The following is a 16,989-nucleotide window of genomic DNA, read 5'->3' on the forward strand; positions in this document are numbered from 1 at the left end:
GGAACTTATTGTTTTCATTCTAGCCAGATGTATAAAAATAAACGGAGCCAGAAAAATGATGGACGCAGCTCAGCAAAGTAAAACAGATGTGACAGCATGTATCTTATGTTCTAGAAACTGCGGTTTGAGTGTCGAAATTAAAGATAACCAGTTTGTTAAAATTAAAGGTGATCCCAAACATCCTTTTTCTCAAGGTTACATTTGCCAAAAAGCTGCCAGATTACAGCATTACCAGCAACACGCAGACTGTTTGACTACACCTTTAAAACGTCAACCTGATGGATCATTTCAAGAAGTGAGTTGGGATGTAGCCATACAAGAAATTGCTGATCGATTAGTGCAGATTAGAGATGATTTTGGTGGGACTGCTTTTGCTTCGGTTGGGGGTGGTGGCCAAGGCAATCATTTAGGTGCAGCGTATGGTCGACAACTTTTGCTGGCCATGAAAAGTTATTATGCTTACAACTCACTTGCTCAAGAAAAAACGGGTGATTTTTGGCTCAATGGTCGTTTATTTGGTAGTCAGGCTTGCCATACCACAGAAGATGTTGAACACGCAGATTATGTACTTTTTATTGGAACAAATCCTTTTCAGGCCCATGGCATTCCCAACGCTAGAGATACCCTAAAACATATTAAGAAAGATCCGAATCGAACCATGGTGGTGTTTGACCCGCGTGTTACCGAAACAGCAAAACAAGCTGATATTCATGTGCAACTAAAACCGGGGACAGATGCTTTTTTAATGTCGGCCATGATTGCGATTATTATTAAAGAAAAGCTTTATGATGCAGCGTTTATTGAGCAGCATACGCACGGTTTTGAAGACGTAAAAACAGCATTTAGCCGAGTTCCAATTGAAGACTATATTGCCAAAGCAGATGTACCTGTCGATTTGATTTATCAGGTTGTTCGAGACTTTGCTAAAGCAAAAAGAGGCTGTGTACGTATCGATTTAGGTATTCAACATACTTTAAATACGACATTAAATGGTTATTTAGAAAAGCTTTTATACTTACTGACAGGGAACTTTGGAAAACAGGGTACCAATAATTTGCATACCATGTTTATTCCAATCTTAAGTGATACAGATGAAAGAAAGCCGAAATATAGACGGAGTGTTTACCATAAAATGTTCCCCATTTCTGGGTTCTTCCCGCCTAATATTTTACCCGATGAAATCTTAAAAGCAGGGGAAAAGCGAATTCGTGCTGTGTTTGTAGATAGCTGTAATCCACTATTAACGTATCCTGATACACCAGCTTATGAGGAAGCATTTAAAGCATTAGATTTGTTGGTTGTGGTCGATGTTGCCATGACGGAAACCGCTAGGCTTGCGGACTACATTTTGCCGGCTCACACTCAGTTTGAAAAATGGGAATTTACGGGCTTTAATCTTGAGTTCCCTAAGAATGGCTTTCATCTCAGACATCCTGTATTGACCGCTCAAACGAATACTTTACCGGAAGCAGAAATTTATACTCGATTACTTGAAGCCATGCAGGTGATTCCAAAACGCTTTCCAATTTTAGAAAAAATAGCTTCAGTCGACTCGAAAAAAATAGCTTATTTACCGTATTTGTCGGCATTGGGACTTACTTTTGCACGAAATAAAAACTACATTCCTTTTGCAGCTTCAATTATCTATCGTACTTTAGGTAAGCAGTTAGAAAAATCAGCTGGTTCAGTAGCTTTTTTATTGCCGCTCTCTATTCAATATGCTGTGTTACACACCAAAGCGGTACGCCGTGCAGGTTACAAAGGTAACCCTTTAACTTTAGGTGTTCATTTATTTGAACAAATTTTAAAGCAGAGGTCAGGTGTCGTGTTATCGCAACATGAATATGACGAAGTCTGGAAACTGCTAGCTTATAAAGATAAGAAAATACGTCTAGCTATTCCCGAGATGTTAACTGAGCTCGCAAGCTTGAAAAGCCATAACGTTAATATAGAAGAGTTTCCTTTTATCCTCTTATCAGGTGAGCGACGTAGTTATAACGCCAACCAAATTTACCGTGACCCAGCATGGCGAAAAGTAGATGCTGAAGGGGCTTTACGAATTCATCCTGAAGATGCAGAAGCCTTAAGTGTAGCTGTGGGTGATCGAATCAAATGTATCTCACAACATGGAGAAATTCAGGTTACTGTAGATTTTGATGAGGGAATGCGAAAAGGAGTTGTTTCGCTTCCACATGGTTATGGCATGCGCTTTCAAGGTGGGGAACCAATTGGACCACAATTAAACATGCTCATTTCTGGTGAGCATTGTGACCCTTTATCTAAAACACCGTACCATAAATATGTACCCATTCGTTTAGAAAAGTGCTAGAAATAAAGTAGGGCACATAAAAGGTTGACGCCGCACTGATTTTGTAAAGCTTTAAAGTTTGAACTAAAACGATACGGCCGAAATTTCAAATACAACCCAAAAAGTTATGGATGATAAATAGAATTGGAACAAATTTTGCAATAAAGATCAAAGCACTACTAAGGCGCAATTTTACAAGTTTAATTGCTCATAATCAGTGCTTGCAATATTTGAACTGTTCTCGATATGAGTGCAAATAATGAAACAATATCACTCTGAAACTACGCCAATGCTTTTGCAAGATCAATATGGGCGCATCAAGCGAAAGTTACGTATTTCAGTAACTGATCGCTGTAACTTTAAGTGTGTGTATTGCATGCCTGAGCATCCTGAATGGCTAAATAAACAAGATTTGCTTAGTTTTGAGGCGCTCTTTCAGTTTTGCAGTTTTATGGTGCAACAAGGTATTGAAAGCATCCGTATTACGGGTGGTGAACCATTAATGCGTCAAGGTATTGTTCATTTCGTTCGCGATTTACAAGCTTTAAAAGCATTAGGTTTAAAGCGTATTTCAATGACCACCAATGGACATTATCTTGCAAAATACGCTCAGCAATTAAAAGATGCTGGTCTAGATGATTTAAATATTAGTCTAGATAGCCTAGATCCGATTCAATTTAAAGAGCTCACTAAGAAAAAGTTAGAACCAGTTCTTGAGGGTATTCAAGCTGCCAAAGATGCAGGGCTACCTTTTAAAATTAACTGCGTGTTAATGAAAGATAAAAATGACGATCAAATCCTACCGATGGTGAAATGGTCTATCGCCAATCATATTCCGCTACGTTTTATTGAGTTTATGCCGCTTGATGGTGATGCACTCTGGTCAAATAAAGATGTGGTGAGTGAAGCTGAAATTTTACAGGCGTTGCAACCGCATTATTCAGTACAAGTCATCGAGCAACAACACGAGCCAGCGCGTCAATATCTGCTTAACAATAACTACGCTCTAGGCATCATTTCTACCATTACTCACTCATTTTGCCACCAATGTGACCGCATACGACTAACGGCGCAAGGTGAGCTATATAACTGTCTCTTTACTCAGCAGGGTTTAAATATTAAACCGCAGCTTCAAGCACTATTACGCGCACAGAACTCAACCGATCATATGCTGCATAGTCAGCACTTAAAAGATCAAGTTATGCCGTATATCTGGAATAAAGCCAAAGGCTTTCATGCCTTACAACATCAACAAACCCGTAAAATCAGTATGCATATGCTTGGGGGATAAATGCAGCAATCTATCCAAATTAAAATCGAATCATTCGGTGCAATTGAAAAATTGCTTCCCCAAAATCTTTCGATCGTTTGTCCTGCCAATATTCTAGTGAAAGATGTCTTAGATCAAATTGTGACTTTACATCCGGAATGCACACAGGCCATGGAAAAATGTGCATGTGCGATAGAGGATAACGTTATAACCAGACAATCTGCCTTAAATCAGCCATGTACTTTGGTTTTATTATCACCAGTTGCAGGAGGATGAGCCATGCGAGATTTTGCACGTATACAAGAGCAGGCTTTAAGCCTTGATATCTTTGATTCGATTGAATCATTTCCTGAATGCGGTGGAATTGATATTTTTATGGGTACGGTTCGTAACCATCATGAAGGTAAAGCTGTTAAAGCATTGAAATATACCTCGTATAAACCGCTTTCTGAAAAAATGATACGTGAAATTGAACTGGAAATTGAGAAAAAGTATCAGGTATCTTATGTGCGAGTGGTTCATCGGATTGGATATTTAGATGTTGGCGAAACAGCCATTATTGCAATTGCTTATGCAGCCCATCGCCGTGAAGCTTTTCAAGCATGCGAAGAAGCGGTTGAGCGGGTAAAACATGAAGTGCCTGTGTTTAAAGAAGAATTCTTTACAGATGGCACGAGTCATTATGTAGAGGGCTGTTGTATTCGTAAGGATGCACCGCACGACCACAAACATCACCATCATACCGGCCATCAACACTCACACTGAAATAAGCAAGACTAGGATAAATAATGAAAAACGTAGGAATGAAGCCGGAAAGTTATCGTGTTGCCGAAGCACAAGCGATTTTATATGCACCACCACACTGTATTGAATTATTAAGACAAGGAAATACCGAAAAAGGGGATGCATTAAAAACCGCACGTGTAGCAGGAATCTTGGCAGCAAAACGAACTGATGAGCTGATTCCTTTGTGTCATCCACTGCCGATTTATCGTGCAGATGTTGAATATGAACTAGAACATGATTTTGTAAAGATTATTACCGTGGTGGAAACCATTGGTCCAACTGGCGTAGAAATGGAAGCCTTAACGGCTGCAAGTCTTGCAGGGTTAACCATTTACGACATGTTAAAACCGCATTGTGAACCAGAAGAACTCTGGATGGATCAATGTAAATTGCTTAAGAAAAAAGGTGGCAAATCACACTTTAAGCGAGTTCTTCGTCAGCCTGTTTCGGCTGCTGTTATTGTGTTGTCAGACACCGTAGCAGCAGGTAGAAAGCCCGATACTGCCGGAAAATCTGTGGTTGAAACTTTAACCGAGGCAGGATTTGATCCAATTCATTACCAAATTTTGCCAGATGAAGCGGATACTTTGAAAAACTTAGTGCTTGAGTTGAGCAAATCATATGCTTGCATTATGACCGTTGGTGGAACTGGAATTGGTAAGCGTGATATTACGGTCGATACGTTAGAGCCACTTCTTGAACGTAAGCTAGATGGGTTAATGGAAGCTGCTCGTTCATTTGGACAAAAACGCACGCCATATGCTGCAATGTCGCGTGGAGTAGCTGGTTTTATTGATCGCTCTTTAGTGGTGACTTTACCGGGAAGCCGTGGTGGAGCAAGCGAATCAATGGCTGCTATTTTACCTGCCTTAGTGCATATTTTTGATGTTTGCCGTGATCTACCACATCCGGGAGGCTATGAATAATGACTGGTTGTGGTGCAGAACGTGGGTTGATTAGCGTGGATGAAGCAATTGAGCTGATTAGTAACCGACCTAAAAAATTAGACTCAATTCAGCAAGTTCTTCAAAATAGCCTAAGTAGATATCTTGCTAAAGAAATTTATTCAGAAATTAATTTACCAAGTTTCTCTCAAAGTGCTGTAGATGGTTACGCACTTTGTAGCCATGCAGAAGATTTAAATAATCAAAAGTTTCAGGTTACTGGCGAGATTCGCGCCGGAAGCGAAAGTCATGACATTCTGAATGAAGGACAGGCAATTCGCATATTTACTGGTGGCAAAATTCCTGAAGGCACAACACATGTTGCGAGGCAAGAAATAGTAGAGGTCGTTTCAGCACAAGAAATTTCGTTAACTGAACATATTCGCCCTAAAGCTGATATCCGTTTTACGGGTGAAGAAATCCAGAACGGGCAGTTGCTTGCCCAAGTTGGACAATTTTTAAATATTGGAAGCTTGGCTGCCTTAAGTATGGCAGGTGTGCAAACCGTTGAAGTCTATCGTGCGCCGAAAGTCGCTGTTTTGATCACGGGTGATGAAGTTGCCGAAACAGCAGAAGATCTAGCTGAAGGTAAAATCTTTGATGCAAATGGCCCGTTACTAAAAGCTTGGTTTGAAGATTATGGTTTAGATGTTGAACTCATTCATGTGGCAGATGAGGCAGCACAGGTCACACAATATTTCGACCAATTAAAAGATAGCCATGATGTCATCATAACCACAGGTGGAGTCTCTGTTGGAGACTATGATTTTGTTCGGCCATGTGCTTTTGAAGTTGGTTTTGAACAGATCTTTTGGAAAGTAAAACAAAAGCCGGGTAAGCCACTCTTTTTTGCTGAATATTCTCAGCCTGAATCAGATCACCACTGTTATTTACTGGGGTTGCCTGGTAATCCTGCTGCGGTCTATGTGTCTATGCAGGTTTACGGTAAAGCATTGCTTGACACTTTGCAGGGAAACCACGCTGGCCTAGTGTGGTTTAGTGCAATTTTAGATCACGATTTAAAAGAAGATGCACGCGAGCGTTTTCTAAGAATGCATGCCTATTTTGACAATGGACAACTCAAAGTTAAAAGTTTGGCAAAACAGCAATCACACATGCTCAGTAATTTAATGCAAGCCAATTGTCTGGTCCGAATTCCGGCAAGTGCAAAATTGGAAGCGGGTTATATATTGAAGGGCGTATTCATCTCAAATTAATGATGAGTAATAATAGATATAACTCACTATACAATTGGGTGAGTTATATTTGTTAAATGAATTTATATAATAGCTTTCTATTTTTTTATAATAAAAATTCTTTTATAAAGTTGATAAGAAGTTATTTTTATAATGAATCTTGCATAACTCGTAGTAAGTGGTTTAGGGTATAAACAATAGGGCCATTAGGCTAGGAAATATCGAGGAACGCATAAAGATGAAATGGGATGACATCGGTGATCAACCTTGTTCGGTTGCTCGTATGCTATCAGTGATTGGCGATCGATGGACGATGCTAATATTACGTAATGCTTTTATGGGAATACGCCGTTTTGACGATTTTCAAAAGTCATTAGGTGTCACTCGTCATGTCCTTTCGGATCGTTTAAAGCGTTTGGTTGAATATGAAATTTTAGTCAAAGCCCCTTATTTTGATCGTCAGGAACGCTTTGAATATAAATTGACTGATAAAGGTTTTGAACTTTATCCAATTATTTTGTCTATGGCGAATTGGGCAGATAAATGGATGGATCAGGGATTAGGTAAACCTTTAGAATATCGCCATAAAACTTGTGGTCATAAATTTGAACCAGTCATGGTATGTTCGGTTTGCCGTGAACCTTTACATGCAAAACAAGTTCAGGTTTCAGCTGGGCCGGGTTATTTTGCATATATGCAGCAAAAACAGAAACAAGCTTAATTTTCTTCTCTATAAGTTACGAAGACTCTTGTTGAATCGCATCAGCTAGAGTCTTATAAATGTGGTCATGATTTGACTGTGTCACATTAAAGCGTATGAATTGACCAGCATTGGAAGCTTGGCTAAACGCATTTCCTGGCGCAAGAATAACCTGATGATTAATACAATATTTTGCAATTTCTGAAGCTTCAACTCCCTTTGGCAAATGACACCAAACAAAAATTCCAGCTTGAGGCTTAATCCATGGTTTTATACCCAATGGTTCTAACTGAGTAATGGTATCGTGCATCGCTTTTGCTAATCGGACCTTTAATAATTCTATATGTTTACGATAAGATCCATCTGTTAAAGCACTTAATAAAACTTCAGCTGATACACCATTGTGAGAAAAGCTTGTGGCAATTTTCAGGTCAGTGAGCTGATCAATCCATTCTGGTTTAGCAATAACATAACCACAACGAATAGATGCTGATAACGTTTTAGAAAAACTCCCAATAAAGATTACACGCGAAAGATTATCCAAAGCAGCAAGCCGAGGAGCAGGGCTATATTCAAAGTCTGAGAAAATATCATCCTCAACAACAATCAAATTTGATTGTTCAATAAGTTTTAATAATTGATGCGCCGTAGAAAGAGAAAGTACTGCACCAGTTGGATTATGAATTCCTGAGTTGGTGATATAAAGACGTGGATTATAAGTCTCAATTGCTTCTTTAAATGCCTCTAAGTCAGGACCTGTTGGTGTGTAGGGAACACCAATAACTTTGACTTGATGAACTTTAAGTAATGCATGAAAGTTAAAATAACAAGGATCATCAATAAGAACGACATCATCAGGCTTTAGTAAAAATCGGCATACTAAATCAATTGCTTGAGTTCCAGAGTCTGTTAAAAGCACTTGATTAAGATTTGCATTGATACCTTTTGCTTGAGCGCGTCTTGCCAGTAAGTCACGTAGAGCTGGTAATCCTAATGGCGTTGAATAACCCATCAAACAATCATCTGGGCTCCTTGCAGCCGACCTTAATGCTTTACGAATACTGTCTAATGGCATCCAGTCATCGGGTAACCAACCGCAACCGGGCTTAAAAACATCTGCTTTTGCTTCCAAGGATTGACGTGAAATCCATAATGGGTCGACTGAGCGATCTAATTTAGGGCCTAATTCGCTTAAAGAAAGAGGGGCAAGCGGACCAACAATATAAAAACCAGATCCAGTTCTTGATTCGATTTTGCCTAGAGCAATTAATCTTTCATAGGCTTCTACAACCGTTGATACAGAAAATCCAAGGTTATTTGCTAACTTACGAACAGAAGGCAAGCGTGCTCCCGGCAATAAAGACCGATTTTTTATTTGTCGCTCAATCTCTGAAATGACAATTTCAATTTTGGTTTTGTTCTGGTTCACTGACTTACAATCCGAACTGTATTGGTTATTAATACATTACAGTTCTTTTAAATTGTACTGCTTTGTATCTGGTTTATTCACCTTAGCACAGCTTAAATTATTCGTATAGTAACGGAGTAAATTATGACTAGGTTTATGAATGGCTGGGTGAATGGTTTTATTGGCGTGGCTATTTTTGCTGGGTCGCTACCAGCAACACGTGTAGCCGTAATGGGGTTCGAACCGGGTTTTCTAACTGCGGCACGTGCGGCAATTGCAGGTATTTTAGGCCTTATTCTTATTTTGGTTTTAAAACAAAAAAAACCAGCCAAGCAAGATTGGTGGCCTCTTGCCATCGTCTCTTTAGGCGTGGTGATTGGTTTTCCTCTATTTACAGCGCTTGCTCTCCAATACATGAATGCGGCTCATTCAATCGTTTTTGTTAGCCTTTTACCTCTCGCAACTGCAATATTTGCTGTACTGAGAGGCGGAGAAAAACCCAATCAATTTTTCTGGATATTCGCAATCTTGGGGAGCGCGGTTGTATTTGCTTATATGTTCTTCATCTCTGGTGATACCTCACTTGGGATAGGAGACTTTTATATGTTGATGGCAATTATTTTATGTGGTTTTGGCTATGCAGAAGGCGGTGTACTTTCAAGAAAAATAGGGGGGTGGCAGGTCATTTGTTGGGCGCTAATTTTATCATTACCGTTTATGCTATTTCTGACAATTTTCTATATGCCGGCTTCATTTCAGAGCGTATCTACATCAGCTTTAGTAGGTCTTATTTATGTGTCTTTATTTAGTATGCTGATAGGTTTTTTCTTTTGGTACAAAGGGCTTGCTCAAGGAGGAATTGCTGCTATTAGCCAACTACAACTCTTACAACCTTTAATGGGATTAGGTATTGCTGCGGTCTTGTTACACGAACAAGTAAGTTGGTCAATGTTGGTGGTTACAGCAGCAACGATTTTATGCGTCGCTGCCGCCAAAAAGTTTACCTAATTTTATAAGCAATTTGCTGGTTTAGGGATCCCTGCTAAACGACTTAAGTGACGCGCCACTAAACCAGTATTGAATTGTTGCTGTAAAACTGCATTATTAATATCTGGACTAACCATTTTCATTAAAAATTTAATCAGCGGGCGAGTTGCTGGAGAGTGTCCAAACTGTTGATAAAACTGACGTACAGCTGCTAAAACTTCAAAATGCCAATCGGTGAGTTCGAGATCAAGTGACTTGGCAAGTTCTTGCGCAACTTCAGGATTCCAGATTGTGTAATCAACCAAATGACCATCTTGGTCTAATTCTAAATTCATGAAACCAGCCTAAATATATTATTTAAGAGAAATACAACGATTAAATGTTAAAACCAGATCTGCAAATTGATCATATTCCAATACATTTAGCTGAACTAAAGTATCCGTATCGATTAAATCCTTTTCGATGCTTAAACATGAAACAGATTCAAATGGTTGAATCATTTCAGCAGAAAGGTGTGCAGTTGCATCACCCATAAAAACAATTTGGTCACCTACCTGAAAAAGATTGCGTAATTCATCAATAATTTTCGGCGTAGAATGGTAAGAAGATTGCACAAGATAAAGTGTTGACGGATTCATTAAACTTACACCTTAATCTACCAATATAGAACATGATCAAAAGATTGAATAAACTCAGCATTCAACTGAACGAATTCAATTTCTTGTTCGGTTTTTTGTACAAGAGGATTCTGCTGATTTTTACTTTCAATCAGAATAGGGCTCAAGTCGTAGAACTCAAAACTTTCGACCATATTTGAGGCCACTTTGAAAGCCTGACAAAATTGATCAAAGCTCAAATCATTTTGCAAAAGACTAAGAGCTGCATCTTTCAATAATACTTTGACTGGTGAGCCAAAGGTTGCTAAAACCATAGTAGCAGAAAGGCTTTCATTGATTTGAAGACTGGTTAAATTGGCTTGGCTTAAAATGACGAGTACAGATTTCACACAATATACCTTTTAAAAGCAACAATCTAAGCAAACAAAGTAACTTAAAATTGAATAAGACGAGATGCTGACTGTACTGCATCAGCAAGTTCACCTAACCCGACAAGTTCAAAGTCTTTGGCAAGGTTGTGATGAGTAAGGTGATGACGACTGGCATTTTCTGCATCTGTAATACCACGAGCGAGGGCAGCACTCACACAAACAGGAAGACGAATCGCAAGCTTTTGCCATTCATGCGTTAAATTACGCTGGTCGTCAGGAACCCATTGAAAATCATTAGCAACCTGCACGCCATCTTGGTAAAAGAATACACGGAAGTCTTCATTTTTACTTTTGAGTGCCTGAGCAAGTCCTAACGCATGCCAAGCATGAATGGAAGTAGGAGCAGAGGTAATTAGTAGTAATGTACTCATTAAGAATTCACTATGGTCATACGTCTAAATGGGCGTAGATACATTAAGAGAAAGGTAAGTATACAATGATTTTAGTGACAGGTGGTTTAGGCTTTATCGGTTCACACATTGCGTTGAGTCTAATGGCTCAAGGGCAAGAGGTGGTAATCGTCGATAATTTGGCTAATTCAACCTTGCAAACTTTGGAGCGGCTAGAATTTATTTCTGGTATGTACGTTCCATTTGTCAAACTTGATGTACGCAATACACCAGCGCTGAATAAGGTCTTTGAGCAATATTCAATTGATGCAGTTATTCATACTGCCGGATTCAAATCAATTGAAGAATCTAACCTTAAACCTCTTGAATATTATAATGATAATGTTAGTTGTATCATGAGCTTGCTTCGTGCCATGCAACGTACGGGTGTTCGTCACTTCATTCATCTGTCTAGCCTTGCAGCTTATGGGAAATCTGGCTTGCAATTGAGTGAAACAGAAGAATTTAATTATGCTTATCCTAATCCCTACATTAAGTCTCAACAGATGATTGAAGAAATTATCCGTGATACTTATAAGATTGACCATGAGTGGAAAATTGCGATCTTACGATTGTCTAATATCATAGGTGCATTTGAACATGGGGTACTCGGAGAGTATGTCGCTCAGCTGCCTAAAAATATCGTACCACTTGCCATGCAAGTCGCTGCAATGCAACGTGATTTGATTGAATTACAAGATCAAGCTGAAACGTCAGATCATACGACTGAACGTAGTTTTTTACATGTTTTAGATTTATGTGAAGCCGTCATTGCGAGCTTACATTGGCTGCGTGAACAAACGCATTGTTGTGAAGCATTTAATATTGCACATGACCAAGTTCATTCAATTCGTCAATTACTCGAGGAAATTTCACAAGTTACTAAAGCTGAAGTTCCTACACAATCAGCAATTTATAAACATGTCGAGTTAGATCAAGTTGGCGCTAATATTGAGAAAGCAAAAACCTTATTGCAATGGACACCGAAGCGCCCATTAAAACAAATGATCGAAGATGAATGGCGCTTCTATCAAAATACTTTAAATGGAAGATAAGATAATGATTCTTATTTACAATACTGATATGCTTGAGTACGATATTCAAAATTAACTAGCCAGAGCAAACACTTGCTTCAGCCCGTGAGTTCTTTATTGAGATAACCGAGGTTTCTATGCAAACACGAATTGAACATGACACTATGGGTGAGATTGAAGTTCCAAATGAAGCATTGTGGGGGGCACAGACTCAACGCAGCTTACAGAACTTTAAAATCGGGCAAGAACGATTACCCCGCGCCATGATTCGAGCAATGGGTTTGGTAAAAAAGGCTGCTGCAATAACCAATGCTGAACTTGAACAACTACCACAAGATTTGAGCCAATATATTGTGGGCGCGGCTGAAGAAGTCATTGATGGTAAATGGGATTCACAGTTTCCTTTAGTGGTCTGGCAGACGGGTTCTGGTACGCAAAGTAACATGAACTGTAATGAAGTGATTGCCAATATTGCAAACCAGAAATTAGGGCAAGCCTTAGGTGCCCAAAAACCAGTACATCCAAATGATCACGTTAATCGTGCTCAATCAACAAATGACTCATTTCCAACGGCCATTCACGTGGCAGCAAGTTTGCAAATTAATGAATTACTCATCCCTGCTGTAGAGCAGCTCAAAGCGACTTTGCAAAAAAAGTCAGATGAGTTTCAGTCTATTGTTAAAATTGGTCGTACCCATTTACAAGACGCAACTCCATTAACACTAGGTCAAGAATTTAGTGGTTATGTGTCTCAGCTTGAGCATGGATTAGTTCGTTTGCAACAGGCATTGACAGGTTTATATGAATTACCATTGGGTGGTACTGCGGTAGGAACAGGGCTAAATGCACATCCTGACTATGCAGTGAAAGCAGCAGCTCAGCTTGCATTACTCACAGGTTTACCTTTTGTAACAGCACCCAATAAATTTGAAGCACTAGCAGGACGGGACGCCGCTGTTTTTGCATCAGGTGCATTGAAAACTTTGGCTGTAAGCTTAAACAAAATTGCGAATGATATTCGTTGGTTGGCAAGTGGACCTCGTTGCGGTTTTGGTGAAATCCGTATTCCAGAAAATGAGCCTGGTTCAAGCATTATGCCTGGGAAAGTAAACCCAACACAAAGTGAAGCAATGACCATGGTTGTTGCGCAAGTGCTTGGAAATGATACGACCATTAACGTAGCAGGTGCTTCAGGTAACTTCGAATTAAACGTCTTTATGCCAGTGATTGCTTATAACTTATTGCAATCTATTCAGTTGCTTGGTGATGCATGTAATAGCTTTAATGATCACTGCGCGGTGGGAATTGAGCCTAATCGCGATAAGATTGATCACTTCTTGCATAATTCTCTCATGTTGGTCACAGCGTTAAATCCGGTAATTGGCTATGAAAATTCTGCAAAAGTTGCAAAGACTGCTTATAAAGAAAATAAAACATTGAAGCAGGTCGCTGTTGAGCTTGGTTTGGTTACAGCGGAACAATTTGACGAAGTAGTTAAACCTGAAAAAATGGTTTCGCCAAATAGTAAGTAATCACTAAAAACAATGTAAGCGTTAATGTTTATATAAAAGCCCTCATCTGAGGGCTTTTATGGGTAGAGACTAACTTATAGCTTGAGATCCGAAAATATCAAAGTAAGCCGTCTATGTATTCCCAACCATGAGATTTCATAGCTTCAAACTTCTTTTTTAGCTCTTCTTTTTCGTAGTTATGAGGATCGCCTGCTAAAAGAACATGATACGAGTTAGATTCTGGTTCTATAGTCACTTCAATAATCTCTACTGGTTCAATCACTCCACTCTCAGTTAAACCAGAGTCTATAAAACACATTCCTTTTACAGGAATAACAGTACAATCATATTCCTTAGAAATAAAATAATTATTTGCTGAAGCGGAATACGTACGTGATGCTCTAACTTTCATGTGTATCTCCTTCAAGCATAAAAAAGGAATGTTTTAGTCTGGCGTGCTTCCACAGTTATTTCTGTTTAATTTATATAGTGATTTTATTTTTTACTTCAATATTCTAATTATAGATTTTTTATTAGCATAAAATGCTGTTAGCTATAATTTACAAGTAAGGTATTAAAAAACTTATGAATCAAAAGCCAATTTCAGTTGTTTTAATTCCTGGTTATATGCTTGATGAATCTCTCTGGGGTGAACTCATAGATGAAATGCCTAAAGAGTGGAATATATATAGAGCTACTTTAAAACAAGGGCAAACAATCAAAGAAATTGCTCAAAATATTGTTGAACATGCGCCACAAAGCTTTGTACTGATTGGATTCTCACTTGGAGGATATATCGCTAGATCTATAGTGGAGCAATTTCCTGAAAAAGTTAAGGCACTTATTTTAATAGCGTCTTCACTACGCTCAGATACAGAAGAACAGAAGAGTCAAAAGTTAACGGCGATTAAACTTAACTCTGGGAAAAATTTCCATGGGCTAAGCTCAATATCGATTGAAAAAACACTTCATCCATCAAATGTGCAGAATCGTACTCTTGTAAAAAGAATCCAAGAGATGGGGAAAGCTTTGGGTTATGAAGAATTCGTTAAACAATCTATGTTAGATAGAAGCTCTTATGATATGAGTAAAATCACATGTCCAACTTTAATCATTTCTGGCGCTGATGACCAGCTCCGCTCTAAGGAAGAAGCTATAGAATTATTAGATCAGTTACCCCATGCAAAGCTTAAGATAATTAATAATACTGGTCATATGATTCCGATTGAACAACCTAAGTCGCTGGCATCAGTGATTTCCATATGGTTAAGTGAAAAGAATTTAGGAGCAAGTTAGAGAGCTTTAAATAACTTAAAAAATAGTTACTTGAGGACTTATGTTTCAGGAGGGCCTAACTTTCGTTTTCTTCGTCAGGATCTTAATAATCCTGAAAACTTGATTACCAAGTTTGATCTTTTGGTGAATGGTTGCATGATCAAGCTGATTCCATAACTCAAATGGAAAAAACTCTGAACTATGATCAAATATCCATAACCATTGATAGCTATTGTTAAGCGTATTCTTATCAAAACGAACATCTTGGACTTTAATAATCTTAAACTGTTTATGATGTTCGTCTTGAAGAATAATTTCATGATTCTCCATTAGACATCCATACATTAAAGATAATTTTCAATTGTACTAAAATTAATAGTGTCTAATTAACTTGTTAGGTTGGCATTAATTTACAAAAGATTTCGGGTTGTTAAAGTTTGTCATTTTCAAAAAGAAAATAATCTTTACTTTTGAAATACAAGGTTTTAAATAGCTTACATTGTAAGAAGAGGGGGGAGATGACAGAATAGACATTAAAATCTATCTTCGAGTATCGCTATGAGTTTAATAGGCTTTATGTATGCAAGTAAAACCAATAGTGAACATAGTCAAATAAAACAAGATTTAATTGATATTCTCACCGAAGCTGTCAAATTCAATTCATATAATGATATTACAGGAGTGCTTTACTATGGTAATGGATACTTCTTGCAGTATTTGGAAGGTGAGAAAGAACAGGTCGAATCGCTATTTTATAAATTAATTTTGAAAGATTCGAGACACCAGAACTGTGAAATCATCTTTTCAGAACCATCCGAACAACGGCTATTTAAACATTGGAGTATGAAATTTGCTCCCATTAACACGAAAATAAAAGAGTTCTTTCATCATCATCATGTTGATGAGTTTAATCCTTATCTGCTTAACACTACATCTATTCCGTCTTTTATTGAATTGCTTGTAGATCAACCAAATTATAAAGTTGATCAATATCAAGGTTAATCGAAACCAAGAATTACAACGGATTTTTGATGTTCTATTTAAAGTTAAGCTCTCTTCGGAGGGCTTTTTATCACAAAGGTTTAAAGTTTCACTAATTAATAATGAATTGGCGTTGAATAAGCCGTCATAATTGTTAAAATGCCCACCTTGTCCTGTTTTTATATTGTTTTTTGTTTTGCATGTATTTCGCAAAGTTAGAGATAAAATTATTAAAAACAGCTGCTTAGTTAAGGATTTTTGAATGCTCTCTATTTATTTGACAGATACCCAACAACATGTGCAATTTAATGATTATCCTAGTGATCAGCCGGTTAAGTTTCTGTTAAATCTTAAAAAGATTTTCCCAAGTACAGCGGATTTATTATTACCAGTTTTACCTGAAGATAATGATCTAGAAAACGTAACGTGGGAATCAACCTCAAAAGATTTTGAAGTTTTTAAAAAACTATTAGCGGGATGGGGTGTTATTGAGCTTCGTTTAAATGCAATTACTGCTTATAAAGATAAAAACTTTGCAAATGAGCTAGTGAAACAAGCACAGGTAAAACGTAAGAAAACAGCGCAAAAAAATCATCAGCTTTCTTTAGTTGCTCTAGATTATATTTTTATGCACGAAGTTCATGCATTGATTGATGCTGAATTGGTCACTATTGGTGAGAAATTCTACTTACCAACCTTGCGTGAGCAATGGAAGGGTACGGTTTCAGACCAAGTGCTTAACGGTAAACTCTAATTTAAGTGTAAAAGGTGGATTTATAAAAATTCACCTTTTTTATTTTCTAATTAAATCAGTATTTTATAATTTTAAGATTGCTTATACAAAAGTTTACAAGAAAAGAATGCGTTTTTTTCAATGTGGCAGATACATTGCTTATATAAATACAAAATTATTGCGGGAGAGAGGTTCATTAAGAACCCGCCGAAGGAGCAACAAGCCCGGAAACTCTCAGGCAAAAGGACTGTAATAATTAAAAAATCTGGAGAGAAGCTTAGATTTATAAGAATGGAAAACAATAACTTATAAATTATAAACTCACCGAAGGGGAAGATCTAAACGTTAAAAGGTAACGTTGGGGTCGAAACTCTCAGGTACCAATGACAGATGGGCTGTACTGATGAAATGTTCTTACA

General features: G+C 38.0%; 20 protein-coding genes and 1 riboswitch. Of the genes, 13 read left to right on the forward strand and 7 right to left on the reverse strand.

Going from position 1 to position 16,989, the window contains the following annotated elements; translation table 11 throughout:
• The first annotated feature begins 55 nt into the window (after window positions 1–55).
• From ACTJJH_RS01180 to ACTJJH_RS01210, 7 genes are all read left to right on the forward strand, one after another.
• Window positions 56–2,329 carry a molybdopterin-dependent oxidoreductase gene (locus tag ACTJJH_RS01180; RefSeq protein WP_440600577.1) on the forward strand — a complete coding sequence of 758 codons (2,274 nt, stop codon included), beginning with the start codon at window positions 56–58 and terminating at the stop codon, window positions 2,327–2,329.
• A 229-nt stretch (window positions 2,330–2,558) separates the two neighbouring features.
• The gene (moaA, locus tag ACTJJH_RS01185; RefSeq protein WP_440600578.1) at window positions 2,559–3,599 is read left to right on the forward strand and encodes a GTP 3',8-cyclase MoaA; all 1,041 of its coding nucleotides are present in this window, start codon (window positions 2,559–2,561) and stop codon (window positions 3,597–3,599) included.
• Window positions 3,600–3,854, forward strand: coding sequence for a MoaD/ThiS family protein (locus ACTJJH_RS01190; protein WP_001187654.1), 255 nt, complete (start codon window positions 3,600–3,602; stop codon window positions 3,852–3,854). It begins immediately after the preceding gene.
• 3 nt (window positions 3,855–3,857) lie between these two features.
• Window positions 3,858–4,343, forward strand: a complete 486-nt coding sequence (locus ACTJJH_RS01195; RefSeq protein ID WP_346524180.1) for a molybdenum cofactor biosynthesis protein MoaE — start codon at window positions 3,858–3,860, stop codon at window positions 4,341–4,343.
• Between the two features lie 23 nt (window positions 4,344–4,366).
• Window positions 4,367–5,290 (forward strand): bifunctional molybdenum cofactor biosynthesis protein MoaC/MoaB, encoded by a 924-nt coding sequence (gene moaCB / locus ACTJJH_RS01200; protein ID WP_000799986.1) that lies wholly within the window; start codon window positions 4,367–4,369, stop codon window positions 5,288–5,290.
• Complete coding sequence (locus ACTJJH_RS01205) at window positions 5,290–6,525, forward strand: molybdopterin molybdotransferase MoeA (protein ID WP_130172481.1); 1,236 nt, start codon at window positions 5,290–5,292, stop codon at window positions 6,523–6,525. Before moaCB ends, ACTJJH_RS01205 begins: the two co-directional genes overlap by 1 nt.
• Before the next feature lie 217 nt (window positions 6,526–6,742).
• Window positions 6,743–7,225 (forward strand): winged helix-turn-helix transcriptional regulator, encoded by a 483-nt coding sequence (locus tag ACTJJH_RS01210; protein ID WP_005068860.1) that lies wholly within the window; start codon window positions 6,743–6,745, stop codon window positions 7,223–7,225.
• Between the two features lie 16 nt (window positions 7,226–7,241).
• Here ACTJJH_RS01210 and ACTJJH_RS01215 read toward each other — a convergent pair whose 3' ends face one another.
• The gene (locus ACTJJH_RS01215; protein ID WP_311083705.1) at window positions 7,242–8,633 is read right to left on the reverse strand and encodes an aminotransferase-like domain-containing protein; all 1,392 of its coding nucleotides are present in this window, start codon (window positions 8,631–8,633) and stop codon (window positions 7,242–7,244) included.
• Between the two features lie 123 nt (window positions 8,634–8,756).
• On the opposite strand from ACTJJH_RS01215, the gene ACTJJH_RS01220 reads away from it, so the two are divergent.
• The gene (locus ACTJJH_RS01220; protein ID WP_276124509.1) at window positions 8,757–9,620 is read left to right on the forward strand and encodes a DMT family transporter; all 864 of its coding nucleotides are present in this window, start codon (window positions 8,757–8,759) and stop codon (window positions 9,618–9,620) included.
• A 2-nt stretch (window positions 9,621–9,622) separates the two neighbouring features.
• Here the strand turns inward: ACTJJH_RS01220 and ACTJJH_RS01225 are convergent, their stop codons facing one another.
• Genes ACTJJH_RS01225 through tusD form a run of 4 tightly spaced genes read right to left on the reverse strand, consistent with a single transcriptional unit; the run spans window position 9,623 to window position 11,018 of the window.
• Window positions 9,623–9,934, reverse strand: a complete 312-nt coding sequence (locus ACTJJH_RS01225) for a TusE/DsrC/DsvC family sulfur relay protein (RefSeq protein WP_032055884.1) — start codon at window positions 9,932–9,934, stop codon at window positions 9,623–9,625.
• An 18-nt stretch (window positions 9,935–9,952) separates the two neighbouring features.
• Window positions 9,953–10,237, reverse strand: coding sequence for a DsrH like protein (locus ACTJJH_RS01230; protein ID WP_440600579.1), 285 nt, complete (start codon window positions 10,235–10,237; stop codon window positions 9,953–9,955).
• Between the two features lie 17 nt (window positions 10,238–10,254).
• Window positions 10,255–10,605 (reverse strand): hypothetical protein, encoded by a 351-nt coding sequence (locus ACTJJH_RS01235; RefSeq protein ID WP_440600580.1) that lies wholly within the window; start codon window positions 10,603–10,605, stop codon window positions 10,255–10,257.
• Window positions 10,606–10,649: 44 nt separating this feature from the next.
• Window positions 10,650–11,018, reverse strand: coding sequence for a sulfurtransferase complex subunit TusD (gene tusD, locus ACTJJH_RS01240; RefSeq protein ID WP_002115623.1), 369 nt, complete (start codon window positions 11,016–11,018; stop codon window positions 10,650–10,652).
• A gap of 65 nt (window positions 11,019–11,083) precedes the next feature.
• Here tusD and galE point away from each other — a divergent pair, with 65 nt between their 5' ends.
• Window positions 11,084–12,091 (forward strand): UDP-glucose 4-epimerase GalE, encoded by a 1,008-nt coding sequence (gene galE / locus ACTJJH_RS01245; RefSeq protein WP_440600581.1) that lies wholly within the window; start codon window positions 11,084–11,086, stop codon window positions 12,089–12,091.
• A 116-nt stretch (window positions 12,092–12,207) separates the two neighbouring features.
• Complete coding sequence (gene fumC / locus ACTJJH_RS01250; RefSeq protein WP_440600582.1) at window positions 12,208–13,602, forward strand: class II fumarate hydratase; 1,395 nt, start codon at window positions 12,208–12,210, stop codon at window positions 13,600–13,602.
• Window positions 13,603–13,699: 97 nt separating this feature from the next.
• Here the strand turns inward: fumC and ACTJJH_RS01255 are convergent, their stop codons facing one another.
• Window positions 13,700–13,993 (reverse strand): hypothetical protein, encoded by a 294-nt coding sequence (locus ACTJJH_RS01255; protein WP_440600583.1) that lies wholly within the window; start codon window positions 13,991–13,993, stop codon window positions 13,700–13,702.
• A gap of 173 nt (window positions 13,994–14,166) precedes the next feature.
• On the opposite strand from ACTJJH_RS01255, the gene ACTJJH_RS01260 reads away from it, so the two are divergent.
• Entirely contained in the window at window positions 14,167–14,877 is a 711-nt protein-coding gene (locus ACTJJH_RS01260) for an alpha/beta fold hydrolase (protein WP_440600584.1), read from the forward strand.
• A gap of 45 nt (window positions 14,878–14,922) precedes the next feature.
• On the opposite strand, the gene ACTJJH_RS01265 is transcribed toward ACTJJH_RS01260, so the two are convergent.
• Complete coding sequence (locus tag ACTJJH_RS01265; protein WP_262519711.1) at window positions 14,923–15,186, reverse strand: hypothetical protein; 264 nt, start codon at window positions 15,184–15,186, stop codon at window positions 14,923–14,925.
• 228 nt (window positions 15,187–15,414) lie between these two features.
• Here ACTJJH_RS01265 and ACTJJH_RS01270 point away from each other — a divergent pair, with 228 nt between their 5' ends.
• Entirely contained in the window at window positions 15,415–15,858 is a 444-nt protein-coding gene (locus ACTJJH_RS01270) for a BLUF domain-containing protein (protein WP_262519710.1), read from the forward strand.
• Between the two features lie 241 nt (window positions 15,859–16,099).
• Complete coding sequence (locus ACTJJH_RS01275) at window positions 16,100–16,591, forward strand: hypothetical protein (protein ID WP_002115670.1); 492 nt, start codon at window positions 16,100–16,102, stop codon at window positions 16,589–16,591.
• A gap of 150 nt (window positions 16,592–16,741) precedes the next feature.
• Window positions 16,742–16,830: riboswitch (glycine riboswitch) on the forward strand.
• The last annotated feature ends 159 nt before the right edge of the window (window positions 16,831–16,989 follow it).

This window comes from Acinetobacter sp. 22301 (assembly GCF_052045285.1).
Classification (GTDB): Bacteria; Pseudomonadota; Gammaproteobacteria; order Pseudomonadales; family Moraxellaceae; genus Acinetobacter; species Acinetobacter pittii.